This window comes from Paenibacillus sp. XY044 (assembly GCF_002257645.1).
Lineage (GTDB): Bacteria > Bacillota > Bacilli > Paenibacillales > Paenibacillaceae > Paenibacillus_AQ.
This window is the reverse complement of the sequence record NZ_NQMO01000008.1, coordinates 1-16,021: the sequence shown is the minus strand read 5'-3', so window position 1 is coordinate 16,021 and position 16,021 is coordinate 1. Positions and strand designations below refer to the sequence as shown.

General features: G+C 55.3%; 14 protein-coding genes and 1 pseudogene. 3 read left to right on the top strand and 12 right to left on the bottom strand.

Annotation, left to right across the window (positions count from 1 at the left end; translation table 11 throughout):
- Positions 1 to 2 precede the first annotated feature (2 nt).
- Positions 3 to 1,025: a stage V sporulation protein AD gene (gene spoVAD, locus CJP46_RS26510; protein WP_094598657.1), complete on the bottom strand. Its 1,023-nt coding sequence runs from the start codon at positions 1,023 to 1,025 to the stop codon at positions 3 to 5.
- Positions 1,022 to 1,525 (bottom strand): stage V sporulation protein AC, encoded by a 504-nt coding sequence (gene spoVAC / locus CJP46_RS26505; RefSeq protein WP_094598656.1) that lies wholly within the window; start codon positions 1,523 to 1,525, stop codon positions 1,022 to 1,024. Before spoVAC ends, spoVAD begins: the two co-directional genes overlap by 4 nt.
- A gap of 511 nt (positions 1,526 to 2,036) precedes the next feature.
- Here spoVAC and CJP46_RS26500 point away from each other — a divergent pair.
- Positions 2,037 to 3,110: a M42 family metallopeptidase gene (locus CJP46_RS26500; protein WP_094598655.1), complete on the top strand. Its 1,074-nt coding sequence runs from the start codon at positions 2,037 to 2,039 to the stop codon at positions 3,108 to 3,110.
- 161 nt (positions 3,111 to 3,271) lie between these two features.
- Here the strand turns inward: CJP46_RS26500 and CJP46_RS26495 are convergent, their stop codons facing one another.
- Positions 3,272 to 3,847 (bottom strand): NADPH-dependent FMN reductase, encoded by a 576-nt coding sequence (locus CJP46_RS26495; protein WP_256992544.1) that lies wholly within the window; start codon positions 3,845 to 3,847, stop codon positions 3,272 to 3,274.
- 229 nt (positions 3,848 to 4,076) lie between these two features.
- Here CJP46_RS26495 and CJP46_RS26490 point away from each other — a divergent pair, with 229 nt between their 5' ends.
- On the top strand, positions 4,077 to 4,430 hold the full coding sequence (locus CJP46_RS26490) for a LytTR family transcriptional regulator DNA-binding domain-containing protein (RefSeq protein WP_094598653.1): 354 nt from the start codon (positions 4,077 to 4,079) through the stop codon (positions 4,428 to 4,430).
- A gap of 212 nt (positions 4,431 to 4,642) precedes the next feature.
- On the opposite strand, the gene CJP46_RS26485 is transcribed toward CJP46_RS26490, so the two are convergent.
- From CJP46_RS26485 to CJP46_RS26450, 8 genes are all read right to left on the bottom strand, one after another.
- A complete protein-coding gene (locus CJP46_RS26485; protein ID WP_094598652.1) occupies positions 4,643 to 5,779 on the bottom strand; it encodes a glycerate kinase in 1,137 nt (378 codons plus the stop codon).
- A 112-nt stretch (positions 5,780 to 5,891) separates the two neighbouring features.
- Positions 5,892 to 6,863 (bottom strand): D-2-hydroxyacid dehydrogenase, encoded by a 972-nt coding sequence (locus tag CJP46_RS26480; RefSeq protein WP_094598651.1) that lies wholly within the window; start codon positions 6,861 to 6,863, stop codon positions 5,892 to 5,894.
- Positions 6,864 to 7,117: 254 nt separating this feature from the next.
- On the bottom strand, positions 7,118 to 8,656 hold the full coding sequence (locus CJP46_RS26475; RefSeq protein WP_094598650.1) for a right-handed parallel beta-helix repeat-containing protein: 1,539 nt from the start codon (positions 8,654 to 8,656) through the stop codon (positions 7,118 to 7,120).
- A gap of 126 nt (positions 8,657 to 8,782) precedes the next feature.
- Positions 8,783 to 9,739, bottom strand: a complete 957-nt coding sequence (locus CJP46_RS26470) for a carbohydrate kinase family protein (protein WP_094598649.1) — start codon at positions 9,737 to 9,739, stop codon at positions 8,783 to 8,785.
- Complete coding sequence (melA, locus tag CJP46_RS26465) at positions 9,736 to 11,037, bottom strand: alpha-galactosidase (RefSeq protein ID WP_094598648.1); 1,302 nt, start codon at positions 11,035 to 11,037, stop codon at positions 9,736 to 9,738. Before melA ends, CJP46_RS26470 begins: the two co-directional genes overlap by 4 nt.
- A 33-nt stretch (positions 11,038 to 11,070) precedes the next feature.
- Positions 11,071 to 11,895 carry a carbohydrate ABC transporter permease gene (locus tag CJP46_RS26460; protein WP_094598647.1) on the bottom strand — a complete coding sequence of 275 codons (825 nt, stop codon included), beginning with the start codon at positions 11,893 to 11,895 and terminating at the stop codon, positions 11,071 to 11,073.
- A gap of 15 nt (positions 11,896 to 11,910) precedes the next feature.
- Positions 11,911 to 12,852 carry a carbohydrate ABC transporter permease gene (locus tag CJP46_RS26455; RefSeq protein WP_094598646.1) on the bottom strand — a complete coding sequence of 314 codons (942 nt, stop codon included), beginning with the start codon at positions 12,850 to 12,852 and terminating at the stop codon, positions 11,911 to 11,913.
- 16 nt (positions 12,853 to 12,868) lie between these two features.
- Positions 12,869 to 14,005 carry an ABC transporter substrate-binding protein gene (locus CJP46_RS26450; RefSeq protein WP_094598645.1) on the bottom strand — a complete coding sequence of 379 codons (1,137 nt, stop codon included), beginning with the start codon at positions 14,003 to 14,005 and terminating at the stop codon, positions 12,869 to 12,871.
- A 404-nt stretch (positions 14,006 to 14,409) separates the two neighbouring features.
- Here CJP46_RS26450 and CJP46_RS26445 point away from each other — a divergent pair, with 404 nt between their 5' ends.
- Entirely contained in the window at positions 14,410 to 15,426 is a 1,017-nt protein-coding gene (locus tag CJP46_RS26445; protein ID WP_094598644.1) for a LacI family DNA-binding transcriptional regulator, read from the top strand.
- A gap of 115 nt (positions 15,427 to 15,541) precedes the next feature.
- Here the strand turns inward: CJP46_RS26445 and CJP46_RS26440 are convergent.
- A pseudogene (locus CJP46_RS26440) lies at positions 15,542 to 15,907 on the bottom strand (sigma-70 family RNA polymerase sigma factor); the annotation flags it as partial.
- Positions 15,908 to 16,021 lie beyond the last annotated feature (114 nt).

The following is a 16,021-nucleotide window of genomic DNA, read 5'->3' as shown; positions in this document are numbered from 1 at the left end:
GGTTAACCCTCCATTTCCAGTGCCACGGCGTGGGCGATGCACGGGATGCTCTCTCCCTGCTGAACCGACAAAGGGGAGTGCAGCGAGCCGGTCGCCACGACCAGCACTTTATGTAATTCGCGTTGTAACATCCGTTTGACCAAATGGCCGTAGGTCACCGCCGCCGAGCAGCCGCAGCCGCTTCCTCCGGCCAGGACGGCCTTCTGCTTCTGACGGTTATAAATCATGAGACCGCAATCGCCGAATTTCGTCTCATCCATCCGGTAGCCTTCCTTCTCAAGCAGCTCTTTCGCTATCGGCAGACCGACCGAAGCCAGATCGCCGGTCACGATCAGGTCATAATGATCGGGAGTCAGTCCCGTATCCCGGAAATGCGCGGCGATCGTATCGGCAGCGGCCGGCGCCATCGCGGCGCCCATGTTGAATGGATCCTTGACCCCCAGGTCCATGATCCTGCCGATGGTCGCCCGGGCGATCCTCGGGCCGGCTTGGCCCTGTCCGCCTTTGGCGATGACGCCGCAGCCAGCCCCGGTAACCGTATACTGAGCGGTCGGCGGCTTCTGTGAGCCGTATTCGGTCGGGTACCGGAACTGCTTCTCAGCCGTACAGTTATGACTGCCGGTACCGGCCATTACCCGCTCTGCGGCACCCGTGTCGACCATTAAGGCGGAGATCGCCAGGCTTTCCATGGACGTTGAGCAGGCCCCGAAAACGCCCAGGTATGGCACGCCCAGCTTGCGGGCGGAGAACGTGCTGCTGATGATCTGGTTCATCAAGTCCCCGCCTACATAGAACTGGATCTGTTCCTTGTCCAGTCCCGACTTGATGACGGCCAGTTGGGCCGCCTGCTCAAGCAGCCTTCGCTCCGCCCTTTCCCATGTCTTCTCGTTGATCTCGAGATTGTCGTACACATAATCGAAATCGGGAGACAGCGGGCCCTGTCCCTCATCGGGACCGACGACGGCGGCGCTTCCGATCAGAACGGGCCTGGTGTCAAATGCCCAGGTCTGGCCGGTCAGCTTCATGGCTGATGCACTCCCTCGATGCCGAAAATGGCGTAGACGAGTCCCACGACGAAGGCGGCGACGGTCCCGAATACGATTACCGAGCCGGCGAGCTTGAACATATTGCCCCCTACGCCTAGGACGTAGCCTTCCGCTTTATGCTCAAGCGCCGCGGAGCACATGGAGTTGGCGAAACCCGTAACCGGTACCGCCGTCCCCGCTCCGGCCCACTGGGCGATTTTGTCGTACACGCCAAAGCTGGTCAGGATTACCGATATGATAATGAGCACCGCAACGGTCGGATTGCCCGCTTCCTTGACCGTCATGTCGAACCAGCTCATGAACGCCCGCTGGATCGCTTGTCCGATCAGACAAATCAATCCGCCGACCACAAAAGCACTTACGCAGTTTTTGAATGTGCTGCGCGAAGGAGAATGCTTTTTGCTGATGGATTTGTATTCCTCGGGCGTCAATGAATCGATCTTGAATCCGGTTCCCCTGTTCTTCGTATTGGCAGGCATTACAGGCACCTCCTATTCATCATTCCTTTTCATTATTTGTCATTCGCAGACGAGTTATGTATGGAAGCGGAGGACGGCAGAGGACGGCGGCAAACAGCGCCAGGCAGCCGGGCACATGGGTTCGAACCTGGCGGCTGTTTAAAGAGGGTTATCCGTGGCAGGAGGAATTATAATAAGAAGAGAAGCACGATGACCAGTAAAATCAACAATACGAGGATCAGGATGTTTTCTTGGCGGCGATCCATAAACTTCGGTTCCATAACCAGGCTCCTTCCGGCTGACTTCAGGGCATCCGTCCAGGATATCCTATTCAACGGATTCACCATTTGTGCTTTTGCCCGCCGGACGTGGACAATCGGACCAAGTCGGTTCATACTAGGATTGAAGTCAACTACATAGAATGAACTAAAGAAATGAATGTTATAGGCCTCTCTTGGCCGTGATAACTCAATGCAAAACTTTAGTTCAATCTATATACATACCCGACACATGATAAAGGAGATAAGGTACGATGGATCAAAAAACGAAGGATTTGTTCCGCAAGCTGACGGAATTCCCCGCGGCTTCCGGGTTTGAAAAAGACCTGCGCGCATACTTTAAAGAGACGGTTTCCCCATATACGGATGAGTTCGTACAGGACCGTCTTGGCAGTCTGTTCGGCGTCCTCCGCGGGGATGAAAACGGCCCGAAGGTCATGGTGGCCGGCCATTTTGACGAGGTCGGTTTTCTGGTTACAGGCATCACCGAAGCCGGGATGGTGCGCTTTCAGCCGCTCGGCGGCTGGTGGAGCCAAGCCGTGCTCTCCCAGCGGCTTCAGATCATAACGCCAAACGGTCCGGTGTTCGGGGTTGTCGGATCGACGCCAACCCATCTGCTGGATGAATCCCAGCGCAGCAAACCGGTGGACATCAAGGCCATGTACATCGATATCGGCGCGGATAACCGCGAGGAAGCCGAGTCTTTCGGCATCCGTCCGGGGCTTCAGGTGCTGCCGGTCTGTGAATTCACACCGCTGGCCAATCCGAAGAAAATTATGGCCAAAGCCTGGGACAACCGGTACGGAGTCGGCCTTGCGATCGAACTGTTGGAGGCACTCCACCAGGAGAAGCTGCCGAATACGCTGTACTGCGGCGCTACGGTCCAGGAGGAGCTGGGTCTGCGCGGCGCGCGCACATCGGCCAATCTCATCCAACCGGACATTTTCTTCGCCCTGGATGCGAGCGCGGCCAACGATATGACCGGCGACAAGAACGCTTTCGGGCATATCGGACAGGGGGCGCTGCTGCGCATTTTCGATCCGACGATGATCACCCACCGCGGACTCGTCGAATACGTGCAGGATACGGCGGATACCCACAACATTAAGTACCAGTATTTCGTATCTCCTGGCGGCACGGACGCCGGACAGGTGCATTTGAGCGGAATCGGTGTGCCGTCCACCGTCATCGGCATTTGCGCCCGCTACATTCACACCTCTTCGTCGATCATCCATACCGATGATTACGATGCAGCCAAGGAGCTTCTGACCAAGCTGGTCAAAGGACTCGACCGCACGACGCTCAACACCATCATCGAAAATGCTTGAAGCCCGGGGCTCTAGCCTGCGTTGAAAAGTCCTTACTTGTAAATAAATATGTATCCCCCGTTCAAAAGGTCCGACCTGCTAATACGATAAAAGCCTGCGCGCTCCAATCCCCAGGATTGAAGTGCCGCAGGCTTTTTTTACGGGGAATATGGTTATCCATGTTACCGAAACCGGTCCTTACCGCTTGCGGCTGCTAGCTGTACTGCCTCTTCCAGCTTCCCGAGCATGCCCTTCAGCCTTTCTTTTAGCTCCTCGTCAATCATCTCTCCGCCCCGGAGCTTCTGATTGAGAAAAGGTACCGTGAACGAGCCTCCCTCCACCAACTCAGCCGTCATCATCCCAAGCGTCATTAGCAGAGACTGATGCGCTTTCTCTCCGCCCGTTTCAATTGGGGATCCGCTGACGACAGCGACGGGCTTGTAGACGAATTCTCCGGACGACACCAGACAGTCGAGTGCGTTCTTCAGCACGCCGGGCACGCCATGCGCGTATTCGGGGGTGCAAATGATCACGCCGTCCGCCTGACGGATCGTGTCACGAAACCGTGCCACCGAAGGAACAGGTTCGTCTCCATCCATATCCGGGTTAAAATGGGGCATGTCTCCGATGCCTTCAAATATCGAAATCTCCATCGTTTCCGGTGCCAGCGGAATAAGGGCGTGAAGCAGGCTCGTATTGGACGATTGTCTTCGGAGGCTACCGGAAATCGCCGTGATCTTCATAGAACTTGGGTTCAAGGGAATTCGTCCTTTCTCCGTTTTGACGTTGACAGGTGACCACGCTTGCCGCAGTCGACTATGACCATTGTGGCCGTTTTGGAACATGGGGTCAATACAGTGAATCGTTTTGTCCAAGTTCACAAAAAAAATCATAAAATTCACAAATTTACTCTTATGCAGAACAGAAAAGTATGATAGAATGAAAGCGCTAACACTTTATCATCTTCTAAAAGGGGGCTTTGGTAAGATGACTTCATCCGACAAGGTGCTGCAGGAATATCATCAGTTTGATCCGGTGACGGACGCGTTTTTCTTTAAGGTCGGCGGTCAGGGACAGGTTATTTTCCACGGCAGAAACTATATTATCAAGAAACGGTTAACTCGCCAGGAAACGACTGCTTTGATCTCCCAGCCCAATTTTGTCCGCGCTGCATCCAACATCTATGTCAACGTGAACAAAATCACTTCCTTTGAAGGCAATGTCCTTCACTTCCGCGATGATTTTGCTTACCCCCGTACCATTTCCGTTTCCAAGCGCATTTTAGAGCAGATTAAGAAACGGATGTCCAGCCCGCTGACGGATATGACTATGAAGAGATAACGCCAACCAAACCAAGGGGTCATCACAGAAAAAAAGCAGCAGTTACCGGGCCTTCCGGACACTGCCGCTTTTTTTATTGATCAGAAAGTATAAACTTTCGCGGCCAAACATCCGGATCTCGCAAAAAACTTCCGCTAAACGCGTTCTTGGAATGTACGTCGATAGACGTTTCTTTGAACTTTTTATAAGTACGTTTGTTTGATGATCGGAATTTACCCGTGGCGGCTTCCGGTAAAAGTCCGGATCACCTGCTCGGCCGACAGCTCCAGCAGCTCTCCGGCGCGGGCCATCGCTTCCTCCAGCGCCATCGGTCCGTTCACAATGCTGTGCACGCTGAGGATTCCCGCCTCATACAGCGGTCCGATTCCGGGCCCCACCGATCCGGCCAGGGCGATGACCGGAATTCCGCGCTGCCGCGCTTCCTGGGCGATGCCCATCGGCGTTTTGCCGGATGCCGTCTGCGCGTCCATCCGGCCTTCGCCAGTGATGACGAGGTCCGCGCCTTCCAGGTGCCCCTTGAACCCCGAATGCTCGATCACGATATCGATGCCGCGCCTCATCCCGGCTTTGAAAAAAGCGAGCAATGCCGCTCCTACGCCGCCCGCCGCGCCTGCTCCCGGCAAGTCATGCACGCGCAGGCCCGTCGCTTCTTGGATGCGGTCCGCCCAGACGCGCATCCCCTGCTCCAGCATCGCAACCATCTCCGGTGTCGCGCCCTTCTGCGGGCCATACACATGGGATGCGCCATTTGGACCGAGCAGCGGGTTCTGCACGTCGGAAGCGATCACGAAGGTCGATTCGGCAAGCCGTGCGTCCATTCCGCCCATGTCGATCCCCGCCACGCGCTGCAGCTCCAGTCCGCCGCGGCCGACAGGCTGCCCGGCCTCATCCAGCAGCCGCAAGCCCAGCGCCTGCATAATGCCGGCGCCCCCGTCGTTCGTGGCGCTGCCGCCGATCGCCATAATAAATTGGCGGCAGCCCGCATCGAGTGCGCGGCGAATAATCTCGCCGGTCCCGTACGTCGTCGTGCGCAGCGGGTCCCGCTCCTCCGCGGTGACCAGCTCCAGCCCGGATGCGCTGGCCAGCTCCACCACACAGGTGGATCCTCCATGGATGAGGCCGTACTCGGCGTCGACCGGCCTTCCCAGCGGATCCGTCACCCGCACCTTGGCTTTGGCGCCGCTGAAACGCGTCAAGCTGTCCAGCGTCCCTTCCCCGCCGTCCGCCATGGGGACAAGTATGGTTTCCGCGCCCGGCAGGGCGCGTTTGACGCCCCTCCCGATGGCGGCGGCCGCGTCGGCGGCACGGATGCTGCCTTTGAACGAATCCGGAGCGATCACGATTTTCATTCGGATAAACCCTCCTTTTGCATTTTCACTTTACTCCATGTTTTGCTGCCCATGCACGAAGTCAACCCGTACAATCAAGTACCCCCATACCCTTCGCGGCAGCATGCCGTTCTCAGCGGGAATGCGGTACAACCGTGTTCGCCGGCCGGCCTTCAAGGAAAGCCGCCACGTTGCCCACAGCGATGCTCATCAGCCGCTCCCTCGCTTCCACCGCCGCCCACGCCATGTGCGGGGTGATGATGCAGCGCGGGGCATGCACAAGCGGGTGGTCTGCAGAGGGAGGCTCCGCCGCGAGCACGTCGAGTGCCGCGCCCGCAAGCCGGCCTTCATTCAGCGCATCGGCCACGTCCTGCTCCCGCAGCAGCCCGCCGCGGGCGGTATTGATCAGAAAGGCCGAAGGCTTCATCAGCGCCAGGCGTTCGCGGTTAATGAGCTCCTCGGTTTCCGCCGTCAGCGGACAATGCAGGCTCACCACGTCCGACTCGGCCAGCAGCTGCTCGAGCGGAACTCGCCGGGCGCCGCCGTCTTCTGCCCCGCCGTCCCTGCCCGGTCTGCCCGATACCAGAACGCGCAGGCCGAAAGCCTCCGCGAGCCGCGCGACCTGCCGGCCGATCCGGCCGTAACCGACGATCCCCATCGTCTTCCCCCAGAGCTCGATTTGCGGCGACAGCGAATAGGAGAAATCCACCGTCTGGGCCCACTCTCCCAAGCGTACACTGTCTCCATGCCTGCCGACCTGATGGCACAGCTCGAGCAGCAATGCGAACACAAACTGTGCCACGGATTCGGTCCCGTATGCCGGTACATTCGTCACGGTAATACCGCGCGCCGCCGCTGCTTCAATGTCCACCACATTGTAGCCGGTAGCAAGCACGCCGACGTAGCGCAGGCGCTCTGCCGCCTCCAGCACCTCCCGCGTCAGCGGCGTTTTATTCGTCAGCACGATCTCAGCGTCACCGATCCGCTCCTGAATCAGCCCGGCGGGGGTACGGTCGTAGATCGTCACGGAACCGAGGTTTCTCAGCTCGTCCCAGCTTATATCACCCGGGTTCAGCGTATGTCCGTCCAGTACGACGATGTTCATCAAGTCAGCTCCTTTTCATGAAAGTGTGATGGAATTCCCGCCTCATCACTTGCAGCAGGATCGTTAGATCTACTATACCACCGGGACAGGGCCCGGTGAACAAGTCTGTTTCAACAAACAGCCCGCCAGGCGTGAAATTGCTTTAAGATCCGGCTGCCGAACCTTTGCTGAGAACTAGACCTTTTCTTCATAAAATAAAAGCAGCCCCCGGGATTGGAGGCTGCTGATCGAATTGCAATGACTAAGAAGGAGCGTTATTCATCCGCGCCGATATTGACGCTTGCACCTTGAACGCGGGGCTGCCCGTCGATATCGAGCGCCCCGACGTCCGAATCCGTCAAGCCTTTATCAATGGCGGGAGACCCCGCCTTCAGATGTAAATCGCCAGCAGCGGCGTTTACAAGGAGCGGATCGGCAAATACGGAATGAGCGTCATTGCCCGTTCCATTTTTATATGCGGCAAAGCCGGTGTATTCTTTGTTTTTCCAGGTCCAGGTGGCATTGGCACTTCCGCCGGGGGCGAAGTACAGATTATAATCCACGACGTTGCCGGAATTTTTCGTGTATTCATTATAAATGAGCACATCGGACGAACTGGCCACGAAAATGTTGTTTCGGATGACGTTGTTCTGAGTGTCATACTGCACGTACAGCTGGCCGCTGCCGTCGCCGAGGGTGTCATTTTTGTACAGCGTATTGTTGACGATGTGGCAGCCTACCGTCGAGCCGCGCTGCGTGTCGTATCCACCCATGGCGATGCCCGTCAAACGGTTGTTGTAAATGAAGTTGCTGCGGATCGTAATGTTGCTGGTCGCCTTGCCGGCATGCTCGGAGGCGATTTCCACCCCGATATCGTTATTATAGCTGTAGTTTCGCTCGATGACGCTGTCCTTGCCTCCATCGACATAAATGCCGTCCGCCGCATTACTGTTGTTCGGAAGCCTTTTACCGTATGAAGGATTGTTGTTGGACGTAATGTTGTACACTTTGTTGTCGCTGATGATTCCGTTTCGTGCCTGGTCGTAGGCGGAGTTCGGCGATTTCCCTTCGAATCCGATCACGTCGATGCCGATGTTGTCGTTGTCGTGAATGATATTGTTCGTCACGGCAAAGGTATCCACGTTTCCGTTAAGCACGAGCGTCTCGCTGGAACCAAGCACCAAATTGTACAGCTCGTTGCCGTCGATCGTCACGTCGTGGATGGATTGAGGCGCCTTGGTTCCGTAAACGGCGATCCCGTGCGCATCCCGGCCGAGCAGGTCGCTGCCGGTAGGGGTCGATGTGTTTTTAATATCATGGATCTTGTTTTTGGACAGCGTAATGTTGCCGCCGGAGCCGTGAACATAAATCCCGACAGGCATGACGTTGCTTGCCGTCGTCGTATAATTGCGGATTTCAAATCCCTGGATGGTCACATAGTTGACGTCGGACAGGTCAACGATACCTTCCGTTCCGCTCACGGAAAGTCCGGTTCCGTCAATAACAGGCGTCTCGCCGCTATAATTGGTGAAGGTGATCGGCCCTTGATCTGCAGAACCCGACTTGGTGATTTTCAGCTTTTGGTTATACACCCCGCTCCGGACGTAGACCGTGCTTCCCGGTCCGGCCGTGTCCGCCGCATGCTGCAGCGTTTTCCACGGCGCCGCGCTCGTACCCGCATTCGAATCGCTTCCGTTAGCCGCCACATAATACTCGGTGCCTGCAGCCGCAACGGTTTGCGATGCTGCATACCCGATTCCTAGCCCCAATACAGCCAGACTGATACCTGCAATCAGTGTTTTACCGAATCTCACGAACGATCAACTCCCATGATTAAAGTTTGTGCTGAAATAAAATGATACAATGTTGCCCTGCTATGTAATGTGTCGATCACCCCCTTTGCCCACGGTTCCGATGCGAGATCCCCAACGCCGAGGTGCTTACTGGAGCGAACGTCTTCCCTGCAGGACCGTTACCGCCTCTGCCGTCGGCAGATGGCCCGTTCCTCCAACGCCCAGCGTGGACAGCGCACCGCAGGCATTGGCGTATTCGAGCAGCTCTCTGCCGGTTAAGCCTTGGAGATAACCGCGAATCATTCCGGCATTGAAGCAATCCCCCGCCCCTGTCGTGTCCACGGGGGTAACCGGATAAGGCGACGCCGACACGACAGATGCATCAGGAGACCGGAGCGATGCCCCCTTTGAGCCTTGTTTGACGGCGATCAGACCGGGAGCGGCCACCAATTGGCCGAATACCGCTTCCACGCTGTCCTGCTCAAAAATATGCAGCGCCTCCTCCTCGCTGGGGATAAACAAATCCGTAACCGCCAGCAGTGCACGGATCCCGGCGGCGTCCCACCGGCCACGCACATCCCATCCGGTATCAAAGGATGTGCTGACCCCTAAGTCCTGCGCCTTCCCGAACAGCTCCTTCCAATGCGGCCTCATTCCGTCCTGCAAATAATAGGAGCCGAAATGCAAATGATCCGCCTCCTGAATCAAAGCATCGGGAATATAGTCAGGCGTCAGCAGCGGAATGCTCCCGGGATAAGTGACCAAACCGCGGTCGGAAGGCGTGGAAAACGATAAGGTGGCCCCCGTTTTGACCTCAGGCAGCACTGCCACATGATCGGTGTTCACGCCCAGCCGCTGCAGCTCGCCCAGGCAGAAGCGGCCGAAGTCATCCGCCCCCACCACGCTGACGAACCGCACGTCCAGGCCAAGGCTGGACAGCGCGCTTGCGGTAATCGCCGAGGAGGAGCCGAGGACGACGTCAAAACCGTCGACCATTTTCTCCCGATTCCATTCCGGGATCACGTCGGTTCCCGAAATAATGATGTCCACGTTCAGCTCGCCGGCCACAATGACAATCGGTTTTTCCTTATCCGCTCCCATCATTTCAGCACCGGTATAAAGTCGCGTTCCGCTTCATACAGCTCCTCGAACATGTCGCTGATCTCATCGAGCGAACAGACGGCGGCGGACAGCGGATCGACCATCAGCGCATGGCGGGCCATTTCTTTGTCGTTATTCAGCACAGCGCCGACTGCCAGGTCAAAGAAGGCCATGTTGGACCGGCACAGCGCGGCCAAATGCTCCGGCAGGCTGCCGAAACGGCATGGATTTACGCCATTCCGGTCGACCATGCAAGCCACCTCGACAACCCCGTCCCCGGGAAGGTTGTGAATCAGCCCTTCATTCGGTACGTTTCCGTAAATCACCTTCGGCTCATTTTTCAGCATCGCTTCAATAATGATGGCCGCGTATTCATTGCTTGGCGTAAGCTCGATCGGCAGGGTGCCCTCCAGCTGCTTGACGATTTTTTCGTCGTTTTCCCGGCGCCAGATCGGCCAGTTATCCGCATAGTAGCCTGTCGCGCCATTATACCCGGTGCTGCAGTGCTTGTCGATTAAGGACTGCCGTTTACGGTAGTACGGAATGTACTCCGAGAAGTGCCCGCTGGATTCCGAGACGAAGGCGCCCAGGTATTTCATGGCGTCGAAGCGCACAGGGTCCTTTTTCAACAGGTCGGGGTTCTGGATCTTCTCCCGGAGCACGGGGTACAAATCTTTCCCCTCATAGGTCAGTTCCACAAACCAGGACATATGGTTGATTCCTCCGGCTCTCCACTGCATGTCGTCGTAAGGGACGCCAGCGTATTTGGCTAACTGCCGGGATGTGTTCTGAATGGAATGGCACAGTCCGACGACCGGAATCGAGGTCACCCGCGACGTCAGCAGCGTCACCGCCGACATCGGATTCGTATAGTTCAGAATGGTCGTATCCGGGCACAAATCCTCAATGTCGCGGATGATGTCCATCCAGCTCGGAAGCGTACGCAGCGTTTTAAACAGCCCGCCCGGCCCCAGCGTATCGCCGATGCATTGGTTAACCCCGTATTTCAGAGGAATTTCGTATTCATAGCGGACGGTTTGCAGACCGCCCACTTCGATTTGATTGATGACGAACTGCGAGCCCCCGATAACCTCCCTGCGATCGGTCGAGGCGATGACGTTCCAGCGCTTGCCGGACAGCTCAATGATTTTCTCGACCAGCTTACGGGCAATTTCCAGCCGCTCCGCGTCGATATCCACCAAGGCGATCGTACCGCCCTCAATGCCTTCGATCAGCAAAATGTCCGTGGCGATTTCCTGCGTAAAGGCGCTGCCTGCGCCGATAATCGATATTTTAGTCATGCCAGTTTCTCCTCCTCATTGTCTCTTCTCTGTTTATTTCATGCCTGTCATCGTAAGTCCTTTAATAAACTGTTTCTGGAAAATCAGGAACACCACAATCACCGGAAGGGTGATGAGCACGGCCGCCGACATGACGACGTTATAGTTGACCATATGGGTTCCGTTAAAATAAACAAGGGCCAGCGGTACGGTCATTTTGCTCTCGTCGTTCAGAATGATGAGCGGCCATAAATAGTTGTTCCAGGCATTCATGAAGGTAAAAATGCCGAGCGCCGACAGCATCGGCAGAATCAGCGGCGCGATGATCCGGACCATCAGCCGAAGCTCGCCCGCCCCGTCCATCCTTGCAGCGTCGAGCAAATCCTGGGGAATGTCCTCAATGAACTGCTTCGCCAGAAACACCCCGTAAGAGCTGACCAGATTGGGCAGGATAATCGCCAGCAAATGATTGACCAGCCCAAGTTTGGCCGTAATCAGATAGGTCGGAATCATGACCACCTGAAACGGAATCATCATCGTTGCCAAGATGAGGATGAACAGCAGCTTCTGCCCCTTGAATTGATGCTTGGCGAAAATATACCCCGCCAGGGCGCTCGTAAATAACGTCGCGGCCGTAATGATAACGGACGTCACCGCGCTGTTCAAAAACCATCTCCCGAACGGAGCGTCCTCAAGGACGGTCCGGTACCCTTCCAGGCTGGGATGTTGCGGCAGAAGCGCATGCGAGCCGGACACGATTTCCATGTTGCTTTTTAAAGAAGACAAAACCATCCACAGATACGGCAGCAGCATCAGGCATCCGGCCGCGATCAGCACGAGCATGACGATGCCGTCGAACCATCTATTCCTACGGTGCATCGAAAATCCCCCTTGTCAGTACTCCCACTCGGTGCGCCCCCACTTCAGCTGCAGCAGGGTCACCAGCAGAATGATGATCAAAAACACGGTGGCCATCGCGGACGCATATCCCATGTTGGAATTGGAGAACGCCTGCTCGTAAATATGAAGGGCCAGCACCCGGGTCTCGTTAAACGGCTCCCCCTTGGTCATAATCTGGAACTGGGCAAAAGCCTGGAAATAGGAGACGACCGTCGTGACGGATACAAACAGCATCGTGCGACGAAGCAGCGGCAGCGTCACATGCCAGAACGAATGCCAGCGGCTCGCCCCGTCCAGAAGGGCCGCTTCATAATACATGTCCGGAATGGAATCCAGACCCGCGATAAAGAGCACGATGTTGTACCCGATATCAGCCCACAGCGTCATGAGGATTACAGAATACAGCGCATAATGGGGATCGCTCAGCCACTGAACGGGAGCCATGTGGAGCTTGGTAAGTACGATGTTGAACAGCCCGTGATTGTAGTTGAACATCGTGCTCCATACGATGGCCGTACCCGCCAAGGGCGCGATCGTCGGCAGAAAAAAGACGGTGCGCATCAGGTTCCGCAGCCAGCCCGCACGGATCCGCTGGATCGCAACGGCGATCATTAAGGTGATGAGGATGTTGACCGCGACGGCAATGACCACGAATTTGAACGTGACCCAAAGTGACTTGACAAAAATGGAATCGCCCAGCAAGCGGATATAATTGTCCGCGCCGACGAAAAGCGCGCTTGTGCTGAGCGGATTATATTTAAATACCGACAGCCCTAGGCTCCATCCAATAGGAATGAAAGCGAATACAATGAATAATAGCAATATCGGCGCAAGCGACAAATAGATGAACCCGCGGCCCCTTCTTTTCTCCCCTCTGCGGCCCGGGAGACCAGGGGCGATGCCCGGACTGCTGCTTGCTGCAGTGTCATGCTTCATGCGATAACCACTCCGATCATTTATGTTGATCCTGACTGTCGTTAATGGTTTTTTCGATCTGCTGCAGACCGTTTTCCACCGATTCCTGGCCGGTCGCCATCAATTGGAAATGATCATTGATCGTTTTAAAGAAGAAGTCCCGGTCGGCTATGGGCCCGATCCACTGACCCAGCTCCAAAATATCCAGCGAAGTTTTCATGAAGGGATTTGCTTTGACGTAGTCCGGATTTTGGGCCACTGCTTTTTTGGCCGGAACCGTGAACGTGCCTTGGTTCCACTCGAGCAGATTTTCGTCGGATGACATGAATTTGATAAAATCGACGGCCGCTTCCTGATGCTTGCCCTTCTGGGAAGCTACGAGCCCCCAGCCTGACTCGGCTGCGTAATGAGGTGGACTCGTCGTAAAGGATGGCACGGGCACATACTCGAAGTCTTTCACCTTGTATGTATTCAGCCCTGCAGCTATCGTCCACGGACCCCGGTAGGTCATCGCCGAGCTGCCTTGAAAGAAGTAGTCTGAGGTGTCAAGTTCACCGCCAAACGTGGTAAGGTCCGCCACTTTATCGGTAGCGATCAAAGAGGTTAAGGCGGTCATAGCCTTTTGTGCTTCGGGGGTTTGAAAGTTCACATGGTCATTGTCGCCCCAATACTTGCCGCTTTGCTGCAGAATCAAGGAAAGGAATGTGAAGGTGATATTGTCGGTGGAGACGAAATCGAACCCTTTAACCTTGATGCCGTTCGTGCCCCGCACCGTCAGTTTCCTGGCATCTTCCACCAGTTCGTCCCATGTCGCCGGGGGGCCCGCGATGCCCTGATCCTTCAGCATTTGCGGGTGAATCAGCATCCCGCCGTTCTCGATGTTAAATTCGAGCGGCAATCCATACAGCTTGTCGTTCATGGTGTATCCTCCGAGGGGGGCTTCGTAATACTCCTGCCGCAGCTGCTCGCCTCCCGGTATTTCCACCAGCGCCCCGTTTTTCGAATATTCCGGTACCCAGGTACCGAACATTTCCGCGATATCGGGCGGGCTCTTGGCGGAGAAGGATGCCTTGAGTTTCTGATTGTACACGTCGTAAGGGAAAGTCTGGTAGTCGATCTCAATGTCGGGATGCAAGGATTGGTACTTGGTGATCAGCGATTTGTAAGCATTCATAATAGCATCTTCCTGATGACTCCAAAACACGAGCTTCGTCTTGCCTGTTGAAGTTGCAGAGGTGGCGGAAGCATCAGAGCTGTCATTCTTTGCGCAACCGAAGAGCAAAAGCATCATGCAAATTAGGGCAAAAACAGAGAAATTTTTGAAATATCGCAATGACATAACCCCTTCCCCTTTATTTTTTTGCTTAAATCACCTCAATCTCATGAAAATCATACCTCTGACGAAAAAGATAGTCAATCGTTTTTTGCAATTATTTTGCAATAATTTTATTATAATTTGCATAATATTATCACCGTTTTTCAGTTGACCTGCGATTTTATTTTACTTAACATATAGAGTAAGCAATCCCGGCAAGAAGTTTTGCAGGATCCTCATCTGACATAAAGGCAGGTCATGACATGCCCACATTAAAAGATATAGCCGAACGCGTCGGCGTCTCCATATCGACCGTTTCCCGCGTTCTGGCCGACGATTCGAACCGCTCTTCAAGCAGCGGGACCAAGAAGAAAATCTGGGACGCGGCGCAAGAGCTCGGGTACATGGCGAAAGTGCCTTCCCAGGACCAAGCCGCGGTCAAAAAAATCGGATGCGTCGTATCCACCATGCAGGGGCGGCGCTACCATCCTTATTTTTCGGTCATTTTTGAGGGAATCGAGAAGGAATTGGCCCGTCACGGATACCAGATCGCCTTTACTTACACGCAAGAAGATTTGCAAAAAATTGAAACATTGCAGCAAATCTCCGGCAAAGATTCGGTCGACGGTTTGATCGTTATTGAAGGCATTGAGCCCAAATTATACAGCTATCTCAAGAAACACGTTCCGCATATCGTAGGAATCGACGTATCCGATCCGAGCATCCCGACCATTTCCTATGACCGCGTCGAAGCGGCGTCGATCGCCGTCAAGCATTTAATCGGACAGGGCCACCGCGAGATTATGTTTATCGGAGGCACGGGCTTGTCCGGCCAATTCGACCGGGAGAAAAGGTACCGGGGGTACAAACAGGCCCTGGAGCAGGCCGGCCTGTCGGTTCAGCCGGAGCATGTACTGAATGCCGATTGGGAGCCCGACAGCGCCTATCATCTCATGCTGAAATTTTTGGAGGAGCATCAGGGACGTCTGCCGACGGCGGTCTTCGCGGCCAGCGACATCATGGCGATGGCCGCTATGCGGGCCATTTCCGAGAAAGGCTACCGCATGCCGCAGGACTTCGCCGTCGTCGGGTTTGACGACAACGAGCCGTCACGCTACACCGTACCTCCGCTCTCAACCATTCATATTCCGACGTTCGAAATCGGCGTCATGGCCGCAAGGACGATCCTGCAGATCACCGGGGAACCCTTCCCGCTGCCGGTCAAAATCGTGCTGCCGTTTCAGCCGATCTTCCGCCAATCCAGCATTTGGCAGGCGTAAATGCAGCGCAACAGGCAAAGGCCCCTCTTTCCACTCTGAAGAATGAACTTCAGGCGGCAAGAGAGGCCTTTTTCCGGCTGTCGGCAGTGCTTCCCACGGGATTCTCCGCTGCAAGCTATTGCTTGGATTTATAAAATTCATGGTACAGCTTCATCAGGGCGCGCTTCTCGATCCGGGACACGTATGATCTGGAGATTCCCAGCTCCCTGGCGATTTCGCGCTGCGTCCGTTCTTCTCCGCCGTGCTCGAGGCCGAAGCGCCCCTTGATGACCTCCTGCTCGCGCTCATCGAGGATGTCCAGATTCCGGTAGATTTTGCTCTTCTCGATCTTGAGCTGGACCATGTCGGCCACGTCGTCCGCCTCGCTGCCCAAAATATCAATCAACGTGATTTCGTTCCCCTCTTTATCCGTTCCGATCGGATCGTGCAGGGAAACGTCCTTCCTCGTTTTCTTCAAGGAACGCAAATGCATCAGGATTTCGATCATTATGACAATAGAGGTGCATATGAGCATTAAAAAGTAATAATGTTGACTTCCTCATTGTTAAATACCCGGACTTCTTTCACCACACGCCGGATTAGATTTTGTTTATCC